Origin of the sequence: Streptomyces sp. SLBN-31 (genome assembly GCF_006715395.1) — a bacterium.
Taxonomy (GTDB): domain Bacteria; phylum Actinomycetota; class Actinomycetes; order Streptomycetales; family Streptomycetaceae; genus Streptomyces.
In genome coordinates this window covers 474,336-491,314 of the sequence record NZ_VFNC01000002.1, presented here as the reverse complement: position 1 = coordinate 491,314, position 16,979 = coordinate 474,336, and the positions used below count along the sequence as shown (strand labels likewise).

The following is a 16,979-nucleotide window of genomic DNA, read 5'->3' as shown; positions in this document are numbered from 1 at the left end:
GCGCTTGGTTCAGGCGGTGTGGCGGGCAGCGGCCTGGTCGGCCTGGCCCCCGGCACCGAGCGGACCGGTGTGCTGCCAGGGCTGCCGTTCCTGCAGCCGCGGCAGTTCCCGCCGGGACAGCCGCAGCACCACCGACGGCATGGCCGCGCGGACCGGCTGGGTCAGGCGCAGCCAGGCGGGGGCGTACACGGCCGTACGGCGCCGCTCCACGGACCGCACCAGCCGTGCCGCCACCACGTCCGCCGCCAAGACGCGGCGGGCCGGGGGCGGCATGTGGGCCCGCAGTTCGCGCAGGACGGCGTGCCGGTCGGCGTCGCGCACCATGTCGGTGTCGATCCAGTTGAGGTAGGCGATGCCGACGCTGACCCCCTCGTGGGCCACCTCGGCCCGCAGTGAGTGAGCGAACGCCTCCACGCCCGACTTGGACGCGCAGTAGGCGCTCATCAGGGGTGCCGCCCCGATCGACGCCAGGGAGGCCACCTGCAGGAAGTGGCCGGCTGTGGCCACCAGGTCGGGCAGGAAGACCCGGGCGGTGTGGGCGCTGCCGACGAGGTTGACCTCGATGACCCGGCTCCAGGTGGCCGGGTCCGAGGAGGCGAACGGGCCGCCCTCGGCGATCCCCGCGTTCGCGACCACGACGGAAGGGCGTCCGAACCGGCGGCGGACGCGACGAGCGGCGGCTCGGAGCGCCTCGACGTCGGTGACGTCGGCCTCCACGGCCAGCGCCGGGCCGGGAAGGGAGGCCGCGACCGCGTCGAGCGCCGCCTTCTCGTGGCCCAGCAGAGCGACCTGGCCACCCCGTGCGGAGAACTCGCGGGCCAGGGCCGCGCCGAGACCCCGTGCGGCTCCGGTCACCACTGTCGTCCGGCCCGACAGGGGACTGCTGTCCGTCGCCATGGGCACTTCCTTCCGGCTCGGGGCGAGCACGTCCTTTCGACGTGCTTCGCCTCCGGCACCTGGATCGGATGCGGGTCAGTCCCGGGGCAGGGGCGGTCGTGCGGTGTGGTCCCGGTGACCGTGGGTGCGGCGCTCCTCCTTGAGTTCCGCCTCGTACAGGTGGTCCCGGTGCTCGGCCAGCTCGGCCTTCGCACCCGCCTCCAGTTCGGTGAAGGGCCGGTAGTAGGTGGCGTTGTAGGCCTCGACGATCTGGAACGTCCAGTGCCCGGGGATGACGTTGCGCCCCAGGATCTCCTTGCTGATCTTCTCGGCCCACTCGTGATGGCCCGCCTCCCGCAGGAGCCGTACCGCGTCGCCCACCTGGAAGTCGGCCGTGCCGGTGAGCTGGTGGAAGTCGTACAGGCGGCCCCTGGCCCGCTCGGTCGTCTCCAGCGCCTTCGACAGGGCGGCCAGTGCCTCCACGGTCTTGTCGTCGGCGCCGTCGGGGCGCCGGTGGTGCGGGTCGGCGGGTGTCTGGTGGTGGTTCATGCGTGCTCCTGGTGTTGCCGCCGCGGTGTGCGTCGCGGCGCCGGCGGGGTCAGCGTTTGTCTCCGGTGCGGTCGCGGTGCGTCAGCAGGCGTTGGGCGCGGGCCAGACCCGGTGAGCGACGGCGCCGCAGGGCCGCGCGTGCGGCGTTGGCGCCCGGTGCACCGTGGACACCACCGCCGGGGTGGGCACCCGCGGAGGCGAGGAACAGGCCCGCGACGGGTGTCTCGGGCCGCCCGGTGCCCGGCACGGGGCGGAACACGAGCTGCTGGTGGACAGCGGTCGTACCGCCGTTGATGGCGCCGTTGCACAGGTTGCCGTCGAGCGCCTGGAGAGTGGGCGGGGCCAGGATGCGGCGGGCCCGGACGAGCGAGCGGAACCCCGGTGCGAAGCGCTCCACCTGCTGCTCGACCCGGTCGGCCATGCGCTCCTGGTCGGTGGCGTTCCACTGCCCGGTGATGCCGTCGTCGCCGGCGTCCGCGGTGATCTCGTGCGGTACGTGGGTGTAGGCCCAGGCCGATTCGGTGCCGCTGGGGGAGCGGGACGCGTCGGCCTTGGTCATCTGGCCGAACAGCAGGAAGGGCCGGTCCGGGACCTGATGCATGGCGATCTGGGCGGCGAACCGGGTCAGTTCGTCCATGCCGTCGGCCAGGTGCACGGTCCCTGCGCGTGCCGCTTGTTCCGCCTGCCAGGGCACCGGGCCGTCGAGGGCCCAGTCGACCTTGAAGGTCGCGAAGTCCCACTGGAAGCGCCGCAGGTCGGCCAGGAGCTGGTCGGGCAGGTGCTCGGGGTCGATGAGCTCGCCGTAGAGAGCGGGCACCGACACGTCGGCGAGGACCGCCCGGCGGGCAGCGATCGGCCGGCCGTCGGCCGTCCGCACACCCACCGCCCGGCCTTCGCGGACGACGATCGACGTGACGCGCTGTCCGCAGCGCACCTGTCCGCCCAAGGACTCCAGGCGCCGGATCAGGGCCTGGATGAGGGCACCCGACCCGCCGACCGGGACGGGAAAGCCGTAGGTCTGGCCCAGCATGGCCATCAGCCAGCCGAACCCTCCGCTGCCGGTCGCTTCTGGGGCGAGGTCGGCGTGCAGCGCGTTACCGGCGAGCAGCAGCCTGCCGCCCTGCCCCTCGAACTCCTCCTCGCCCATGCGGCGCACCGGCAGCGCCAGGGTGCGGGCCATGCGCAGCCCGCCCGCCGCCCGCAACCGGACCGCGAGCCGGGCCGTCGCCCTGACCGGCGGGAAGGGGGTGAACAGCACGCTGAGCAGGTCGGGCCGCAGCTGCTCCCAGATCTCGTGCAGGCGGTGCCAGGCGGCGCCGTCGCCCGGCGCGAAGGTGTCGAGGGAGGAGGCGGTGACGTCGATGCGCCGGTCCAGCACGGCGCACCGGCCGTCGGTGAGCGGATGGGCCAGCACGCTGGGCGCGTGGCTCCAGCGCAGCCCGTGGTCCTGCAGCCGGAGGCCGGTCAGGACAGGGGACGCGGCCGCCAGAGGGTAGAAGGAGCTGAACAGATCGTTGACGAACGCGGGGTCGACGCCCCGGTCGTGGCGCACGGCGCCGCCCGGCTCGGGTTGTTCCTCCAGCACCAGCACGCTCCAGCCGGCATCCGCCAGGAGATTGGCGGCCACCAGACCGTTGGGGCCGGCACCGATCACTACGGCGTCGGTCACGTCACGTCCCGCCTTCCGTCTCCGCGGCCACCGCGTTGACCGGTGCCGGGCGGGGGGTGGGCCGTTCGTCGCCGGTCCGGTCCTCGCACAGCCGGGCCAGGCGTCCGAGCATCGCGCGATGGCGCAGGTGGATGAGGGCTTCGAAGGCGAAGTTGTGCCACTTGCCGCCGGCTCCCTGTAGGGGGTGCTCGTCGACGATCACCAGGCAGTACTCGCCCCACGGCCGCAGTTCGATCGCGATCCGTGCCGTGCCGAGGATGCCCGCGTGCGCCTCCAGTTCGAGGCGGGCGCCGGGGTCGCAGAAGCGGACGATCGTCTCGTTGGACAGCCGCGCCGGTCCCAGGTGGACCTGGTAGCGGATCGCCGCCCCGGTCCGCGGCCACGCACCACGCACGGGGCGGGAGCTGGAAGTGCCGACGACCCAGTCCGCGTACCTGTCGGGATCCGACAGCACGTCCCATACGACCTCGGGTGCGGCCTTGATCAGTCGATGGCGTACGGCCACACGTGCCTCCTGCTTCGTCGGCCGACTGGGGCAACAGCCATCGCCGGGTGCCCTGGATCACGGGAGCTCAACCTGCGGAAATGACGGGTCGGACCGCGGATCCGATCCGTGCCGGTGGATCACGCGGATGGGGGTACACGGGGCGCATGGCATCCCAGACTGATCACTTCTCGTCGCTGCCGGCCGCGAGGCAGCTGCGTCGCATGCGGGCCTTCTACACGGCGGGCGTCGTGTTGTGGGCCGCGTCGAGCATCTGGACGGGGTGGGTCTCTCCCGGCAGCAGGCCCATGTGGACGTCCTTGTTGCTCCTGGCCGTCTTCGCCGTCCTGTTGGGGCTGGCCTGCCGATGGCTGCGGAGCCTGGAAAGTGACCGCGCGGCCGGGCCGGCACATCGGGCGGCCCCGCGGCGGGTCCCCGCGATACGCCACACGAGCGCCTGAACCCCCGTCGGAAACCGGGTCGCCCCTCCCACAGGAGCCCGGTTGCGCATGCCACCGCCCCGCAGTCGTCGTGCTCGACTGCGGGGCGGAGCTGTGCGGGCTCGCGGACGGTCAGTTGGTGTAGACGGCCGGGGAGCCGCTGACACTGCTGTCGACCACGGGCGCGTAGGTCGCGGAGAAGAAGCCGTTGGCCGCGCACAGCCCCGATCCGGACACCTTGCTGAACGCCTGGTTGGCGAAGGCCAGGCTGTTGTCGCCGTTGGAGCTCACGGCCGACAGGCTGGGCGCCTGGTAGACGCAGGTGACCGAGCCCAGCAGGGTGGAGAGCACCACCGTGGTCTGGATCGTGCCGCCCGAGGCCGGGGTCACGGTGACGCTGCCGTCGGAGGCGGCGGAGGTGGTGTAGGGCAGGCCGTTGACGGTGATGCTGCGCACGCCCGTGACGCCGAAGACGTTGCTGGTGCAGCCGCTGAACGTCTGCGAGGTCGCGGACTCGGTGGCGGTGCCCGGAGCGGCGGGGTTGTCGGTGACGGTGGCCGAGAGGGTCGAGCCGGTGCAGGTGATGCCGGAGGAACCGCCGCTGCTGGTGGCGAGGGTGGCCTTCGTGCCGGAGGCGAGCGAAGAGGTGAGGACGTCACCGACGGAGACGGCGTTGCCGCCGGCGCTGCCGTAGGTGAGCACGGAACCGTCCGCCGAGGCCGCGGTGGCCGGGAGGAGGGCCAGGGTCGTCAGGGCGGTGGTGGCGAGGATGGCGGAAGCCATGTGTCTGCGCATGGAAGGTCCTCTGGTACGGGGGGTGGCGAAGAGGGCGGGGTGCCGCTCCGCCGCGGGGCGGGGGAGCGGCACCCCGCACGGCCGTTCCCGGAGGGGGGAACGGCGGACCGGTGCGGGTGTCCGACCCTGCGTCGGGGACGCGGGCGTACTTGTTGCGGCCTTGCGGGTGCGTGAAACTGACGGCTCCGATGGCATGTCGCCGCCGGTCCGGCCGAGTGGAAAACCTGTGAAGGTTGTAAACCTGACGGGTATTCAACGTCAAGGCCGTGCGCGTGAGTTGGTGAGGAAGAAGGGTGCGCGATGGCAGAAACCCCCACGATGCCACCTGTGTTGGTGCTGCCAGGAACGCGTACGGGACGCGATCCGCAGCGCTCCCTGCGGCCCGGACCGCGCCGGGCCTCCGCCGAGGCGGTCGCCGCCAACCAACGCGACCGGCTGCTCGACGGATTCGTCCGCACCGTGGCCCAGGTCGGATACGCGGGCACCCGGGTCAGCGACATCTGCAAGGCGGCGGGCGTGACGAGGCCGGTCTTCTACGAGCTGTTCAAGGGCAAGGAGGACGTCTTCCTCGCCGCCCACCACCACGGCACCTCACTGGTCTTCAACGCGATGGAGGAGGCCCACGGCCAGGGTCCTGACTGGCCCGCGCGGGTACGGGCCGGGCTCGGCGCGCTGCTCGGCATCCTCGCCGAGGCGCCGGCGTTCGCGGCCATGGCCATAGTGGAGATCGACGCGGTCGGCCCCGCAGGGCGGGCGGCGCGCGAGGAACTGCTGGCCCGTTTCCGGTACTTCTTCGCCGACGCGCCCGAGACCGAGCTGCCCGTGCCCACCCAGGAGGTGGTCGACACCGTGGTCGGCGGGGTCTACTCCGCGATCTACCGGCACATCGCCGCGGGCCGCACCACCGACCTGCCCGCTCTGCTGCCCGTTCTGACCTTCTCCGTCCTGGTCCCCTTCCTCGGCCCGGAACGCGCCGCCGCCCGCCTGGCCGACCCGCCGCCCTCCACCGGCCCACTGCCGTCCTGCCTCACACCGGACGCCTGACCCTTTCCCTGCTGTGGCGTCACGACGGCGGCTGGTACGACACCGAAGTGTCGGCGTCGAGCGCCGCCGCACGGAGGGCGGCCGCCACCCGGTCGCTCGCCTCGGTCGGCGGGTGGGGGAGGCGGGCCAGGAGCAGACGCCGCTGCTCCTGGGGACCGCCACGAACGGGCAGGACACGGACGCCCGGTGGCGCGACGCGGGCCAGCACGGCGGGCACGGTGGTCAGTCCGCAGCCCGCGGCGACCAAGTGCAGCCTGGCGAGCCAGTCGCGGACGGTGTGGGCGATCTCGGGCCGCTCGTCGAGTCCCGGCCACACGCCCATCGACGTGTCCTCCCCCGACGCGGAACCGGTGATCCACCGCTGCCCGCGCAGATCGCCGACATCGACGAAGTCGGCCCGGGCCAGGGGATGGGCGGCCGGCACCGCCAGACGCAGAGCGCGCTCGGTGAGCGTCTGCACAGCCAGCGGAGGCGACTCGGCGTCCGGCGGCCGGAACGGCGGCGCCGAGGCGAGCAGCGCGAGGTCGAGACTTCCGGCCCGCAGGGCACGCACCAGCGCCGGAGTGCTGCCCTCCCGGCCGACGACCCGCAGGCCGGGGTCCGTGCGGCGCAGGGCGGCCAGGGCGCGCGGCACCAGTACGGCACCGGCGCTGGGAAACCAGCCGAGGCGGACGGTACCGGCCTGCCCGGGCAGGCCCGACAGCTCGCGCGCGGTCGCCTCGATCTCGTCCAGCACGACCGTCGCACGGCGCATGACGACACGGCCGGCGGAGGTCAGCCGTACGCCGTCGCGCCGCCGCTCCAGCAACTCCGCGCCCGCGGCCCGTTCGATCGCGGCGATCTGCCGGGACACCGCGGACTGGGTGTAGCCGAGCGAGACGGCGGCCGCGGTGAAGGTCCCCTGCTCGGCGACGGCCCGGAAAACGCGCAGCGCCGTCATCGACACATCCCTGAAGTCCATGACGTTTACGCATACCACGCGTGCCGAAGTCTCGTTGGACTCATGGATGAGCGGTTCCTAGCGTTGCCGGTATGAACCCTTCGCGCATCGCCCTCGTCACGGGCGCCAACCAAGGACTCGGCCGTGCCCTCGTCGAAGGGCTGGCGGCCCGTATGAACCCCGACGACCTGGTCCTGCTCACGGGCCGCAGTCGGCGGCGCGTGGCGGACGCCGCCCAAGAGGTCGCCGAACTGCCCGGCACCCGGGCCCGCGTCGAGGGCCGGGTTCTGGACGTCACCGACACCGACGCCATCGGCCGGCTCGCCGAGGAACTCCGATCCCGCCACGGGGGGATCGACGTCGTGATCTCCAACGCGGTCGCCCGCGTTCTGCCGCAGGATTCGCAGGCGGCGCGAGCGGACGAGTTCATCGACGTCTCCAACACTGCGACACACGCGATCCTGCGCTCCTTCGGCCCCGCCCTGCGACGGGGCGGCCGACTGCTGGTCGTGGCCAGCAGTCTGGGCACCCTCGGCCACCTCGACCCACGGCTGCACCACCTGTTCGACGGGGCGAGCCTGGAGCAGGTCGAGAAGGCCGTCGAGTCGTGGCGCGCCGCCATTCACCACGGGACCGCCCAGGAGGCGGGCTGGCCGGTGTGGTTGAACGTGCCCTCCAAAGTCGCTCAGGTCGCCGCCGTCCGCGCCCTCGCCGCCGAGCGCCGTGACGGCGACCTCGCCAACGGCACCCTGATCGCCGCCGTGTGCCCCGGCATGGTCGACACCGCCACCTCACGCCCCTGGTTCAGCGACTACAGCCAGGCCCAGTCGCCGGCCCGGGCGGCGGCGGCGGTCCTCGACCTGGTCTTCACCGAGCACGTCGACCCCGCCCTGTACGGCGAGCTCGTCCGCTTCGGCAAGGCCCTCGACTGGCACGAGGGCACACCGCCGCTGGAGCAGGACCGCCTGCTCACGCCTTGAGCGCGGGCCGACCGCGCCGACGCGCGCGGGATCAGGAGGGGCGCAATTCGGCCAAGGGGAAACTGGCGCGGGTGCGGGTACGAATGCCTCATTGTTACTCAAATCGTGGCGAATCCGCGAGCAGTTCGAAGGCGAGGAAGGGGTGAACCGGTTCTCGAACCGAGGGTCGATTTTCAGCCACAGACGCTTACCTGCATCCGATGCTGCGTTACATCGAGAATCCGGGGTATTCGGCAGCGCGAGCGGCTGACCGGCCGTATCGAGGACGAGGGAGAGACATTCATCATGACGGCGGCGTTGACCACGGAAGTCGGCACGGGACAGCTGTCGGAGGGCGTCGATGCCTCCCGTATCGCCCCGAAGGACGCCCGCGAGCTGACCCGTCAGTTCCTGGCGAGGCTCGCGGTCCTGGAAGAGGGCACGGAGGAATACCAGTACGCGCGCAACACCCTGATCGAGATGAACATCTCCCTGGTGCGGTACGCGGCCGCCCGGTTCCGCAGCCGCGGGCCCCAGGAGATGGAGGACATCGTCCAGGTCGGCGTGATCGGTCTGATCAAGGCGATCGACCGGTTCGAGGTGTCACGCGAGGTGGAGTTCACCTCCTTCTCGATCCCCTACATCGTCGGTGAGATCAAGCGGTTCTTCCGTGACACCTCGTGGGCCGTCCACGTGCCGCGCCGTCTGCAGGAGGCCAGGGTCCAGCTCGCCCAGGCCACCGAGGAACTCAGCAGCCGCCTGGGCCGCACGCCCACGGTGGCGGAGCTGTCGCAGCTGATGAGCCTGTCGGAGGAGGAGGTCATCGAGGCCCGGCTGGCCTCCAACGGCTACACCTCCTCTTCGCTGGACGCCGCCATCTCCACCAGCGAGGACGGCGAGAGCGTCCTGGCCGACTTCATCGGCAGTGAGGACACCGCCCTGCAACTGGTCGAGGACTTCCACTCCCTGGCGCCGCTGATCGCCGACCTCGACGAACGCGACCGGTTGATCCTCCACATGCGCTTCGTGGAGGAGCGCACGCAGGCCGAGATCGGCAAGAGCCTGAACATCTCCCAGATGCACGTCTCACGCCTCCTGAGCCGTCTGCTGGAGCGGCTGCGCGCCGGGCTGCTGACGGTGGAGTGACACGTACGGCACACTCCGAGCGCTTCTGAGCCGGTGAGCGTGGACGACCACGCCCACCGGCTCAAGCCACGTGACGAGCGTAATGGCGACGCCTCACCTCACATGACGCGTTCCATGCAGACGAGTTGCTCCCTCTCGTCCCAGGACTCGGAGACGGTGAAGCCGAGCCGCCCGTACAGGGCTATCGCGTCGGCACGCCACTTCCACACCGACAACCGCACCACGCCGACACCGCCTTGCTCGGCATGCGCGAGCGCTGCCCCGACGAGTCCTGAGGCGACGCCCAGGCCGCGGTGGTCCGGGTCCGTCCAGAGCCTCTTGAGCTCGGCCCGTCCGTCGACGGGGGCGGTGAGCACCAGACACCCCACCGCCGTATCTCCGCTCAACGCCAGCAGCACGACGTCGTCGAGGAACGCGGCCCGCGGATCGAGCACTTCGGCCCGGTAGCGCTCGGGCAGGTCGTCCACACCGGCGACGCCCTCACCCTTCTCGGCCTGCGTCCGCAGATGATAGGCCGCCAACAACGTCTCCGGCCCGCCCCCGGCCAGAGGGCCCGGCTCCGGCCAGCGGACGATGGAAACCCCGCGGTGATCAGTCATGACGCCAGCATCACATGACGCATGCGCTCACCTCCGCGAGGCCGGCGTCCTTCAGCCGAGCTCCTCCGCCAGTCCGACGACGATGTCCTCGGGGCCGCGGACGTAGCAGAGCCGATAGATGTTCTCGTACCGCACGATCTCGCCTACCAGTTCGGCGCCGTGGGTGCGCAGGCGGGCGACGACGTCATCGATGTCGTCGACGGCGAACATGACGCGGCGAAGGCCGAGCGTGTTGGCGGGTGCGTGCTTCGGCTCGGGGGTGATGGCCTTCGGCCAGTGGAACCTGGCCAGTTCCACGCGCCCCTGGCCGTTCGGGACGCGCAGCATGGCGACGTCCTGCCGAACGTCCTTGAGGCCGATGACCCGCTCCGCGCCGGGCCAGTCGAGTGGGCCCCTGCCTTCGAGTTCCATGCCGAGTGCGACGAAGAACGCGATGACCGCGTCCATGTCGTCGACGACGATGAGGACGTTGTCCATCCGCTGGATCGCCATGTCGTGTCTCCTTCGCGTGGCGCGGCCACCGTAGAGGTCCCCTGTCCGGGACGGAACGGGTGGCGGGTCCTCGACATCCGCGGTACAGGCGGCGGCCGTTCGGGCCGATTGCAGAGAACTTCTTACCGAGAAAGCCTCGTACGCCTCGTTGACACGCCATCAGCACTGGCGTTTCACTCGACACTTGTGAATGGCAACGTTGTCAGTCCGTCGCCGAGGCGGCCCGGAGTCGTTGCCTGTGGCCGGTGCTCCGTGGTTCTCGGGGTGCCGGCAGTTGATGTGCGAAGCACGGACTGCCGCGGAGGCGACCGATGGTGAGACCCCGACGTTCAGCCGCACAGCGCAACCGTAAGAGACTCCGTCAACGCCTTGCCGTGGCCTGCGTCTTGGGCATGGCCGCCCTGCCGCTCACGACGGCGGGCAGCGCCCAGGCCGCGGGCACCACGACGCCGGCCCTGGTGAAGGACCCCGCGTCCCTCGTCAACCCGCTCATCGGCACGTCAGGTGCCGTGGACACTTTCCCCGGACCCGACATGCCGGCCGGCATGGTGCAGTGGGGCCCCGACACGACCCCCCATCGCCCCGACGGCGGCGGCTACGAGTACGAAGACAACAAGATCTCCGGCTTCAGCCTCACCCACGTCTCGGGGCCGGGTTGCCCCGTCGCGGGCGACCTGCCCGTCCTGCCGGTGACCGGCGCGTTGTCGGGCAAGCTCGGCGACACCTCCGTCGGCTTCGGCCACGGCGACGAGCAGTCGGGTATCGGGTACTACAAGGTCACCGATGGCAACGGTGTCAAAACCGAACTGACCGACACCACGCGCGCGGGCCTGGGCCGCTTCACCTTCCCGGCCGGCCGACAGGCGAACCTGCTGTTCAAGCTCAGTGGCGGGGCCACGCAGGTGGACGGAACCAGGGTCCAGGTGGTCAACGACCACGAGATCAGCGGTGCGATCGACAGCGGTCACTTCTGCGGGGCGGGCAACCGGTACACCCTGCACTTCGACGTCAAGTTCGATCAGCCGTTCACCGCGAGCGGCACCTGGGTCGGCGGCACCGTCAACCCCGACGCCAAGTCGCTGAAGGCGGGCACGGTCCGGGCCGCTCCCGAGGCATCCAAGTCGGCGCCGCGGAAGGAGAAGCACTTCACCGTCCCGGCGAGGCCGGCCCCGACGATCCACGGCAACGGTGACAAGGGCTCGGGTACGCCGTCCCCGGCGCCGAGCGCGAGCACCGCACACCGGTCCTCCGCCAAGGCCGCCCAACCGCCCACCACGGGCGCCAACGGCATGTACCTGACCTTCGACACCTCCTCCGACCCCACGGTGAACGCCAAGGTCGGCATCTCCTACACGAGTGACGCCAACGCCACGGACAACCTCGCGACCGAGATCAGGAAGTGGGACTTCGCCGGGGTCGAGAAGGCCAATCACGACGCCTGGAACGCCGTGTTGAAGAAGGTCCGGATCGGCGGCGGCACCTCCGACCAGCAGGTGCAGTTCTACACCGCGCTCTACCACGCCCTCCTGCACCCCAACGTCTTCTCGGACGCCAACGGGCAGTACATGGGCATGGACAACCAGGTCCACAAGCTGGCCAAGGGCCAGAAGGCCCAGTACGCCAACTACTCCGGCTGGGACACCTACCGCTCCCAGACCCAGCTGATGGCGATGGTCGAGCCCAAGATCACCGCCGACGTCGTCACCTCGATGCTCAACGGGTACGACCAGACCGGCCTGCTGCCCAAGTGGGCCTCGAACAACGGCGAGAGCTACGTGATGGTCGGCGACCCGGCCGCCGGCATCATCGCCGGCGCGTACGCCTTCGGCGCGACGGACTTCGACACGGGCAAGGCGCTCGCCGCTCTCCAGCACGAGGCCACCGTCCCGAACAACGACCGCCCCGGCGAGAAGGTACGGGACGCCAAGGGCTACCTCCCGCTCGACGAGAACGACTACGGCTGCTGCAACTTCTACGGCCCGGTCTCCACCCAACTCGAGTACGACTCCGCCGACTACGCCCTCGCCGCCTTCGCGAAGTCCCTCGGCAAGACGGACGTGTACGAGAAGTTCGCCGCCCGCGCACAGGACTGGATGAACGTCTTCAACCCGCAGACCGGCTACCTCCAGGCCAAGAACAAGGACGGCCAGTTCGCGAGCGGTTTCACCCCCGGGACCTCCAACGGCTTCGTGGAGGGCACCTCGGCCCAGTACACACCCATGGTCCCCTTCAACCTGCGGCAGCTCATCCAGGCACGGGGCGGGGCCAAGGCGTACTCGTCCTACCTGGACAGCCTGCTCGACGACATCGCCCACCCCGGCAACACCGACGCCGACCTGAGCAACGAACCCAGCGTCGAGATCCCCTGGGAGTACGACTACACCGGCCAGCCGTGGAAGACGCAGGCAGCCGTCCGCGCCGCCCAGCAGGACCTGTACTTCAACGCCCCGGTCGGCTCCTTCGGCAACGACGACCTCGGCGCGATGAGCTCCTGGTACGTCTGGTCCGAGCTCGGCATGTATCCCGAGACCCCGGGCGCCGACACCCTGGTGCTCGGCAGCCCGGTGTTCCCGGTGGCCCAGGTGACCCTCGGCGGTGGCAGGACGGTGCGGATCAACGCGCCGCAGGCCGCGACCGACGCGCCCTACGTGCAGTCGCTCGACGTCAAGGGCAAGGCGTGGAACGCCTCGTGGCTGACGTACCGGCAACTGACGGGCGCCGGCAGTCTCGACTTCACGCTCGGCACCCGGCCCAACACCTCCTGGGCGTCCGGCCTGTCGGCGGTGCCGCCGTCGGACACCACGGGCGGCGGCCGGGTGCTGGCCGCCACCGGCCCGTCGAGCGACGGCCTGGTGCTCGAGCCCGGCGCGTCCGGTGACGCCACCCTCGACGTGACCAACCTCGGCGGCAAGGCGGTCATGGTCGACTGGAAGTCCACCGCGCCCACGGGCGTCACGCTGGACACGTCGTCCGGCTCCCTGACGGCGCCCGCCTCGGGCAGCGCCGAGGCCAGGTTCAAGGTGACGGCGGGCGCCGGCGAGGGAACCTATCCGGTCACCCTCGCGCTGTCCGACCACAGCACCGGCGCGGCGCTGAGCGCGGCTGTCCTCCGGGTGGCGGTGGCCAAGGCCGGCGCGCTGTGGCCGTACGACACCAACGAGGGCGTCTACCCCGACGGTGCCACCTTCTCGGGCGGCTTCGACAACGGCGGCTGGGCGTTCTCGCAGAACGCGCTGGCGGCGGCGGGCGTCACGAGCGGCTCGACGGTCACGGCCGACGGCATCTCCTACGAGTGGCCGAAGGTGACGGCCGGTCAGCTGGACAACCTGGAGATGGCCGGCCAGACCATCCGGATGCCGGCCGGCACATCGGGTGCGTCGCTGGGCTTGCTCGGCGCGGCGACCAACGCGCCGACCGACGGCAGCGGTGTCTCGGGAACGGTGACCGTCACCTACACCGACGGCACCACCGCCAAGGCGACGGTCGGCTTCTCCGACTGGACGCTCAACGGCGGATCCAGCAAGCCGCTCCCGGCGAACACGACGGCCGTGACGACCGGTTACCGCGACACCGGTGACGGTGGCCGGAACAACGTCAAGACCTACGTCTTCGCCACGAAGGTCCCGCTGGACCCGTCCAAGCAGGTGGCATCGGTCACCCTGCCGGTGACGGGCTCCACGGGCACCGACCACCTGTTCGCCTACGGCTTCGGACAGTAGGGACGCCGGTAACCGCGACTGATCCGACAGACCTCATGAGCGGAGCGGTGACCCGGGTTCGGGTCACCGCTCCCCGCCGTGAGAGGCGGCTGTTGTCAGGTGTGGCCCTCCGCGGCGACCGCGGCAGCGACGGCGTGCGCCCGCTCCGGGGCGAGGTAGGAGCCACCCGGGGAGAGGGGCCGCAGTTCGGGGTCGAGGCGGTAGACGAGCGGTTCCGCGGTGGGGATGTTGAGCGCCCGGACGGCCGGTTCGCCGAGCCGGTCCAGGAGGGTGACGAGGGCGCGCAGGGAGTTGCCGTGAGCGGCGACCAGGAGCGTGGCACCCCGCGCGAGCCCGGGCGCCAGTACGTCGCTCCAGTACGGCTTCACCCGGGCGAGGAGGTCGGCGAAGCTCTCCACGGGCGGGATGGCCTCGCCCGGCAGCGCGGCATACCGCGGGTCCGCACGCAGCAGGGCCAGCCGGTCCTCGGACAGCGGCGGCGGAACGGCGTGCAGGGAGCGGCGCCAGCGCTCGTAGAGATCGGCGCCGGCGTCTTGCCGCATCCGTCGTTTGCTCCGCCCCGTCAGGGCGCCGTACTGACGTTCGTTGAGCCGCCAGGTGCGCCGCACCGGTATCCAGGAGCGGTCGAGGCGGTCGGCGACGATCTGCGCGGTGCGGATGGAGCGGTGCAGGAGCGAGGTGTGCACCACGTCCGGCAGGAGCCCGGCGTCGGCGATCAACCGGGCCGCGTCGGCGGCCTGTTCCTCGCCGTGCGGACTGAGCCGGTAGTCCGCCCAGCCGCCGAAGACACCGGCGGCGTTGGCCTCGCCCTGGCCGTGCCTGAGCAGGATCAGGGTGCCGCCGGACGGCGGGCCGGCGGGGTGGTTCACGCGCCCTCGGCCGGTGGCCGCGCGGCGCGTTCGCGGGAGGCGGCGATCTCCGCGTAGGTTTCCTCGCGGCCCTCCCAGTGGGAGCCCTCGACGTCCTTGCCGGGTTCGAGGTCCTTGTAGACCTCGAAGAAGTGGGTGATCTCAAGCCGGTCGAACTCGGGGATGTCGGTGATGTCCTGCACGTCGGCGTAGCGGGGGTCGTGGGCCGGGACGCACAACACCTTCTCGTCCGGGCCGTGTTCGTCCTTCATCACGAACATGCCCACGGCCCGGCACTCGATGGTGCAGCCCGGGAAGGTGGGGTCGCCGGTCAGGACGAGGGCGTCGAGCGGGTCGCCGTCGCCGCCGAGGGTGCCGTCGATGTAGCCGTAGTCCGCCGGGTACTGCGTGGAGGTGAACAGCATGCGGTCCAGGCGGATGCGGTGCAGGGTGTGGTCCATCTCGTACTTGTTGCGAGAACCCTGCGGGATCTCCACGGTCACATCGAACTCCACGTCGGTCTCCTTGCTCTGTCGGTGTGATGCACGGGCCGGGGCGGCTGTCGGTCACCCTCCTCTCCGACTACCCGGATATCCACTCCTGGCCGGCACGCGCGGGCCGGCATCTCGGCCAATTGGACGTCGTCCGGCCGCCGACGGACAGGGGCCGGACGGGGCAGATCGACCGACGGTCAGGGACGGGCCGGTCCGCGGCCTCCGTCCGGGCGCGGGGAGCCCTGGAAGACCTGGGCGGTGTGCCAGGCGCGATGGCCGTCCGCGACCGCGGGCGTACCAGGCTGCGGGCCGACGAGCGGGCGGCCCGCGAGAGCCGTGACCTGGGTGTGGGCGGCGGGACTGTGGCCGACGAAGCGCTGTGAGACGAGGATGCGGTGGCCGTCGCCCATGCCGAGTACGCCCTTGTCGAAGAGCTTGTGGTGCAGCGAGCACAGGCACAGCCCGTTGTCCACGTCGTCCGGGCCGTCGAACGCCCACCAGCGCACGTGCGCGGCCTCCAGCCCGACGGGCACGGCACCGATCCGGCCGTCGTATCCGCAGAACGCGCACCGGTACTCGTACGCGGTCAGCACCAGCTCGCGCAGGCGCCGGTCCCGCTGCCTGGGCACGCTCGACATCCGCTCCGTCTCCGCCAACTCCGGTTCCAGGCCCACCGCTTCGCACAGATCGTCGTGCAGGGAGGGAGGAAAGTGCTGGTCGAGCAGCAGCCGCGCCATCCTGCCCAGCAAGGACGGGTCGCGCCGCAGTTCCGCTCTGAGGTCCGGCGCCAGCCGCCCGGCGGCACCGGTCTCCCGGAGGTCCCGCACCCCGCTTCCGGGACTGCCGGGCCCGCGGTCGGTCCGCACCTCCCACACGCCGTCGCTGACCAGGTGGTGGAACGGGTAGGCGGGCGAGGTCCTGCGGGGAGGGCCGAACTCGGTCAGCAGCCGCTGCAGGTCCTCCTCCACCGCGGTGTAGCGCAGTGCGCCGTCGGCGTCGTGCTGGAACCGTCCGAGGGCGTACAGCAGAAGCAGGGGCTTGTGCGGAGCGCGGGTGCCGCTCCTGGTCCACTGCCTCAGCTTGGCGGTGCGCTCGAGCCAGTCCATGGCGGATGATCGTAGTGGGCTTCGCCCGTATGCCGTGTCGACGAGCCCGGGCCTGTGGGTGGCAGTGTGGTGTTCACTGGCCGAGCTGTGAGGGAGGCTGTCCGAATGGCCGTTGTCGTCTGGGTCGTCGAGGGCACCTGGCCCGCGTGTGTGGACGCCGCGCGTCGGCACGTCGCGGCGGACGCCGAGGTCGTGCTGCTGCACGTCACCCCGTCCGACCTGCCGGAAGTGGCGCACGGCGCCTTCGCCGGGCTGCTCGGTCGCGGCCACCGCGAACGGGATCCGGGCACCCGCGTCGAACACCTCGCCGCCGCCTCCGCCGAGCAGCTCCTGCGGGCCGCCGCCGATCGTCTCGACCGGCCCTGCACCCGCACCGAACGGACCGGCCGCGTCGAACGAGAGGTCGTCGCCGCGGCCGAGGACGCCGACCTGCTCGTGCTGGCCCGCGACGGCGACCGCAGCCACCTCGGACCGCACAGCCTCGGCCCGGCCAGCCGCTTCGTCGTCGACCACGCCCCGTGCCCCGTACTCCTGGTCTGGCCCGAATCCGCACCCGACCTGGCCACCATCCCGCCCCCACCCCCGCATCCCCCACACCACCGCTAGGGCCTGTCGTTCGGATCAGCTCGGCGTCGCGGGCCCTGGCACGCACTCCCCCAGAGGGGGCGCCCCCAGCCGCGTTGTCGTCACTCGCCGACGCTCCGCGTCGACTCCCTCCTCCGCCTTGCAGCTGCACGCCCCAGACCCCGCTCGGCTCGGCCGCAACGCACCGTCCCCTGCAGCCGACCTGATCCAAACGACAGACCCTGACCCCCGGAC

17 protein-coding genes are annotated in these 16,979 nt (G+C 71.4%); 6 read left to right on the top strand and 11 right to left on the bottom strand.

Features of this window, described 5'->3' with window-relative positions; genetic code table 11:
- Positions 1-9 precede the first annotated feature (9 nt).
- From FBY22_RS22165 to FBY22_RS22150, 4 genes are all read right to left on the bottom strand, one after another.
- Positions 10-897 (bottom strand): SDR family oxidoreductase, encoded by an 888-nt coding sequence (locus FBY22_RS22165; RefSeq protein WP_142148562.1) that lies wholly within the window; start codon positions 895-897, stop codon positions 10-12.
- Between the two features lie 75 nt (positions 898-972).
- Positions 973-1,425 carry a hypothetical protein gene (locus FBY22_RS22160; protein WP_142148560.1) on the bottom strand — a complete coding sequence of 151 codons (453 nt, stop codon included), beginning with the start codon at positions 1,423-1,425 and terminating at the stop codon, positions 973-975.
- 49 nt (positions 1,426-1,474) lie between these two features.
- Positions 1,475-3,094, bottom strand: a complete 1,620-nt coding sequence (locus tag FBY22_RS22155; RefSeq protein WP_142148558.1) for an NAD(P)/FAD-dependent oxidoreductase — start codon at positions 3,092-3,094, stop codon at positions 1,475-1,477.
- 1 nt (position 3,095) lies between these two features.
- On the bottom strand, positions 3,096-3,599 hold the full coding sequence (locus tag FBY22_RS22150; RefSeq protein ID WP_142148556.1) for an SRPBCC family protein: 504 nt from the start codon (positions 3,597-3,599) through the stop codon (positions 3,096-3,098).
- A gap of 146 nt (positions 3,600-3,745) precedes the next feature.
- Here FBY22_RS22150 and FBY22_RS22145 point away from each other — a divergent pair, with 146 nt between their 5' ends.
- A complete protein-coding gene (locus FBY22_RS22145) occupies positions 3,746-4,039 on the top strand; it encodes a hypothetical protein (RefSeq protein ID WP_142148554.1) in 294 nt (97 codons plus the stop codon).
- Between the two features lie 111 nt (positions 4,040-4,150).
- On the opposite strand, the gene FBY22_RS22140 is transcribed toward FBY22_RS22145, so the two are convergent.
- Positions 4,151-4,813: a Tat pathway signal sequence domain protein gene (locus tag FBY22_RS22140; RefSeq protein WP_142148552.1), complete on the bottom strand. Its 663-nt coding sequence runs from the start codon at positions 4,811-4,813 to the stop codon at positions 4,151-4,153.
- A 300-nt stretch (positions 4,814-5,113) separates the two neighbouring features.
- Here FBY22_RS22140 and FBY22_RS22135 point away from each other — a divergent pair, with 300 nt between their 5' ends.
- Positions 5,114-5,857: a TetR/AcrR family transcriptional regulator gene (locus FBY22_RS22135; protein WP_260845066.1), complete on the top strand. Its 744-nt coding sequence runs from the start codon at positions 5,114-5,116 to the stop codon at positions 5,855-5,857.
- A gap of 19 nt (positions 5,858-5,876) precedes the next feature.
- Here the strand turns inward: FBY22_RS22135 and FBY22_RS22130 are convergent, their stop codons facing one another.
- Positions 5,877-6,818, bottom strand: coding sequence for a LysR family transcriptional regulator (locus FBY22_RS22130; RefSeq protein WP_142148550.1), 942 nt, complete (start codon positions 6,816-6,818; stop codon positions 5,877-5,879).
- Positions 6,819-6,889: 71 nt separating this feature from the next.
- Between FBY22_RS22130 and FBY22_RS22125 the strand changes: the two genes are divergently transcribed.
- Together FBY22_RS22125 and FBY22_RS22120 are read left to right on the top strand one after the other, a co-directional pair.
- A complete protein-coding gene (locus FBY22_RS22125) occupies positions 6,890-7,777 on the top strand; it encodes an SDR family NAD(P)-dependent oxidoreductase (RefSeq protein WP_142148549.1) in 888 nt (295 codons plus the stop codon).
- Between the two features lie 285 nt (positions 7,778-8,062).
- Positions 8,063-8,902 (top strand): SigB/SigF/SigG family RNA polymerase sigma factor, encoded by an 840-nt coding sequence (locus FBY22_RS22120; RefSeq protein WP_142148547.1) that lies wholly within the window; start codon positions 8,063-8,065, stop codon positions 8,900-8,902.
- A gap of 98 nt (positions 8,903-9,000) precedes the next feature.
- Here the strand turns inward: FBY22_RS22120 and FBY22_RS22115 are convergent, their stop codons facing one another.
- Both FBY22_RS22115 and FBY22_RS22110 read right to left on the bottom strand, forming a co-directional pair.
- Entirely contained in the window at positions 9,001-9,501 is a 501-nt protein-coding gene (locus tag FBY22_RS22115; RefSeq protein ID WP_142148545.1) for a GNAT family N-acetyltransferase, read from the bottom strand.
- A gap of 51 nt (positions 9,502-9,552) precedes the next feature.
- A complete protein-coding gene (locus FBY22_RS22110; protein WP_142148543.1) occupies positions 9,553-9,993 on the bottom strand; it encodes a VOC family protein in 441 nt (146 codons plus the stop codon).
- Between the two features lie 392 nt (positions 9,994-10,385).
- Between FBY22_RS22110 and FBY22_RS22105 the strand changes: the two genes are divergently transcribed.
- On the top strand, positions 10,386-13,712 hold the full coding sequence (locus FBY22_RS22105; RefSeq protein ID WP_260845065.1) for a lectin: 3,327 nt from the start codon (positions 10,386-10,388) through the stop codon (positions 13,710-13,712).
- Between the two features lie 95 nt (positions 13,713-13,807).
- Here FBY22_RS22105 and FBY22_RS22100 read toward each other — a convergent pair whose 3' ends face one another.
- The 3 genes from FBY22_RS22100 to FBY22_RS22090 all read right to left on the bottom strand — a co-directional run bounded on the left by FBY22_RS22100 (position 13,808) and on the right by FBY22_RS22090 (position 16,160).
- The gene (locus FBY22_RS22100; protein ID WP_142148539.1) at positions 13,808-14,581 is read right to left on the bottom strand and encodes a 2,3-diphosphoglycerate-dependent phosphoglycerate mutase; all 774 of its coding nucleotides are present in this window, start codon (positions 14,579-14,581) and stop codon (positions 13,808-13,810) included.
- Complete coding sequence (locus tag FBY22_RS22095; RefSeq protein ID WP_142148536.1) at positions 14,578-15,075, bottom strand: inorganic diphosphatase; 498 nt, start codon at positions 15,073-15,075, stop codon at positions 14,578-14,580. Before FBY22_RS22095 ends, FBY22_RS22100 begins: the two co-directional genes overlap by 4 nt.
- 176 nt (positions 15,076-15,251) lie before the next feature.
- Entirely contained in the window at positions 15,252-16,160 is a 909-nt protein-coding gene (locus tag FBY22_RS22090; protein WP_142148535.1) for a phosphorothioated DNA-binding restriction endonuclease, read from the bottom strand.
- 105 nt (positions 16,161-16,265) lie between these two features.
- Between FBY22_RS22090 and FBY22_RS22085 the strand changes: the two genes are divergently transcribed.
- On the top strand, positions 16,266-16,766 hold the full coding sequence (locus FBY22_RS22085) for a universal stress protein (RefSeq protein ID WP_142148532.1): 501 nt from the start codon (positions 16,266-16,268) through the stop codon (positions 16,764-16,766).
- Positions 16,767-16,979 lie beyond the last annotated feature (213 nt).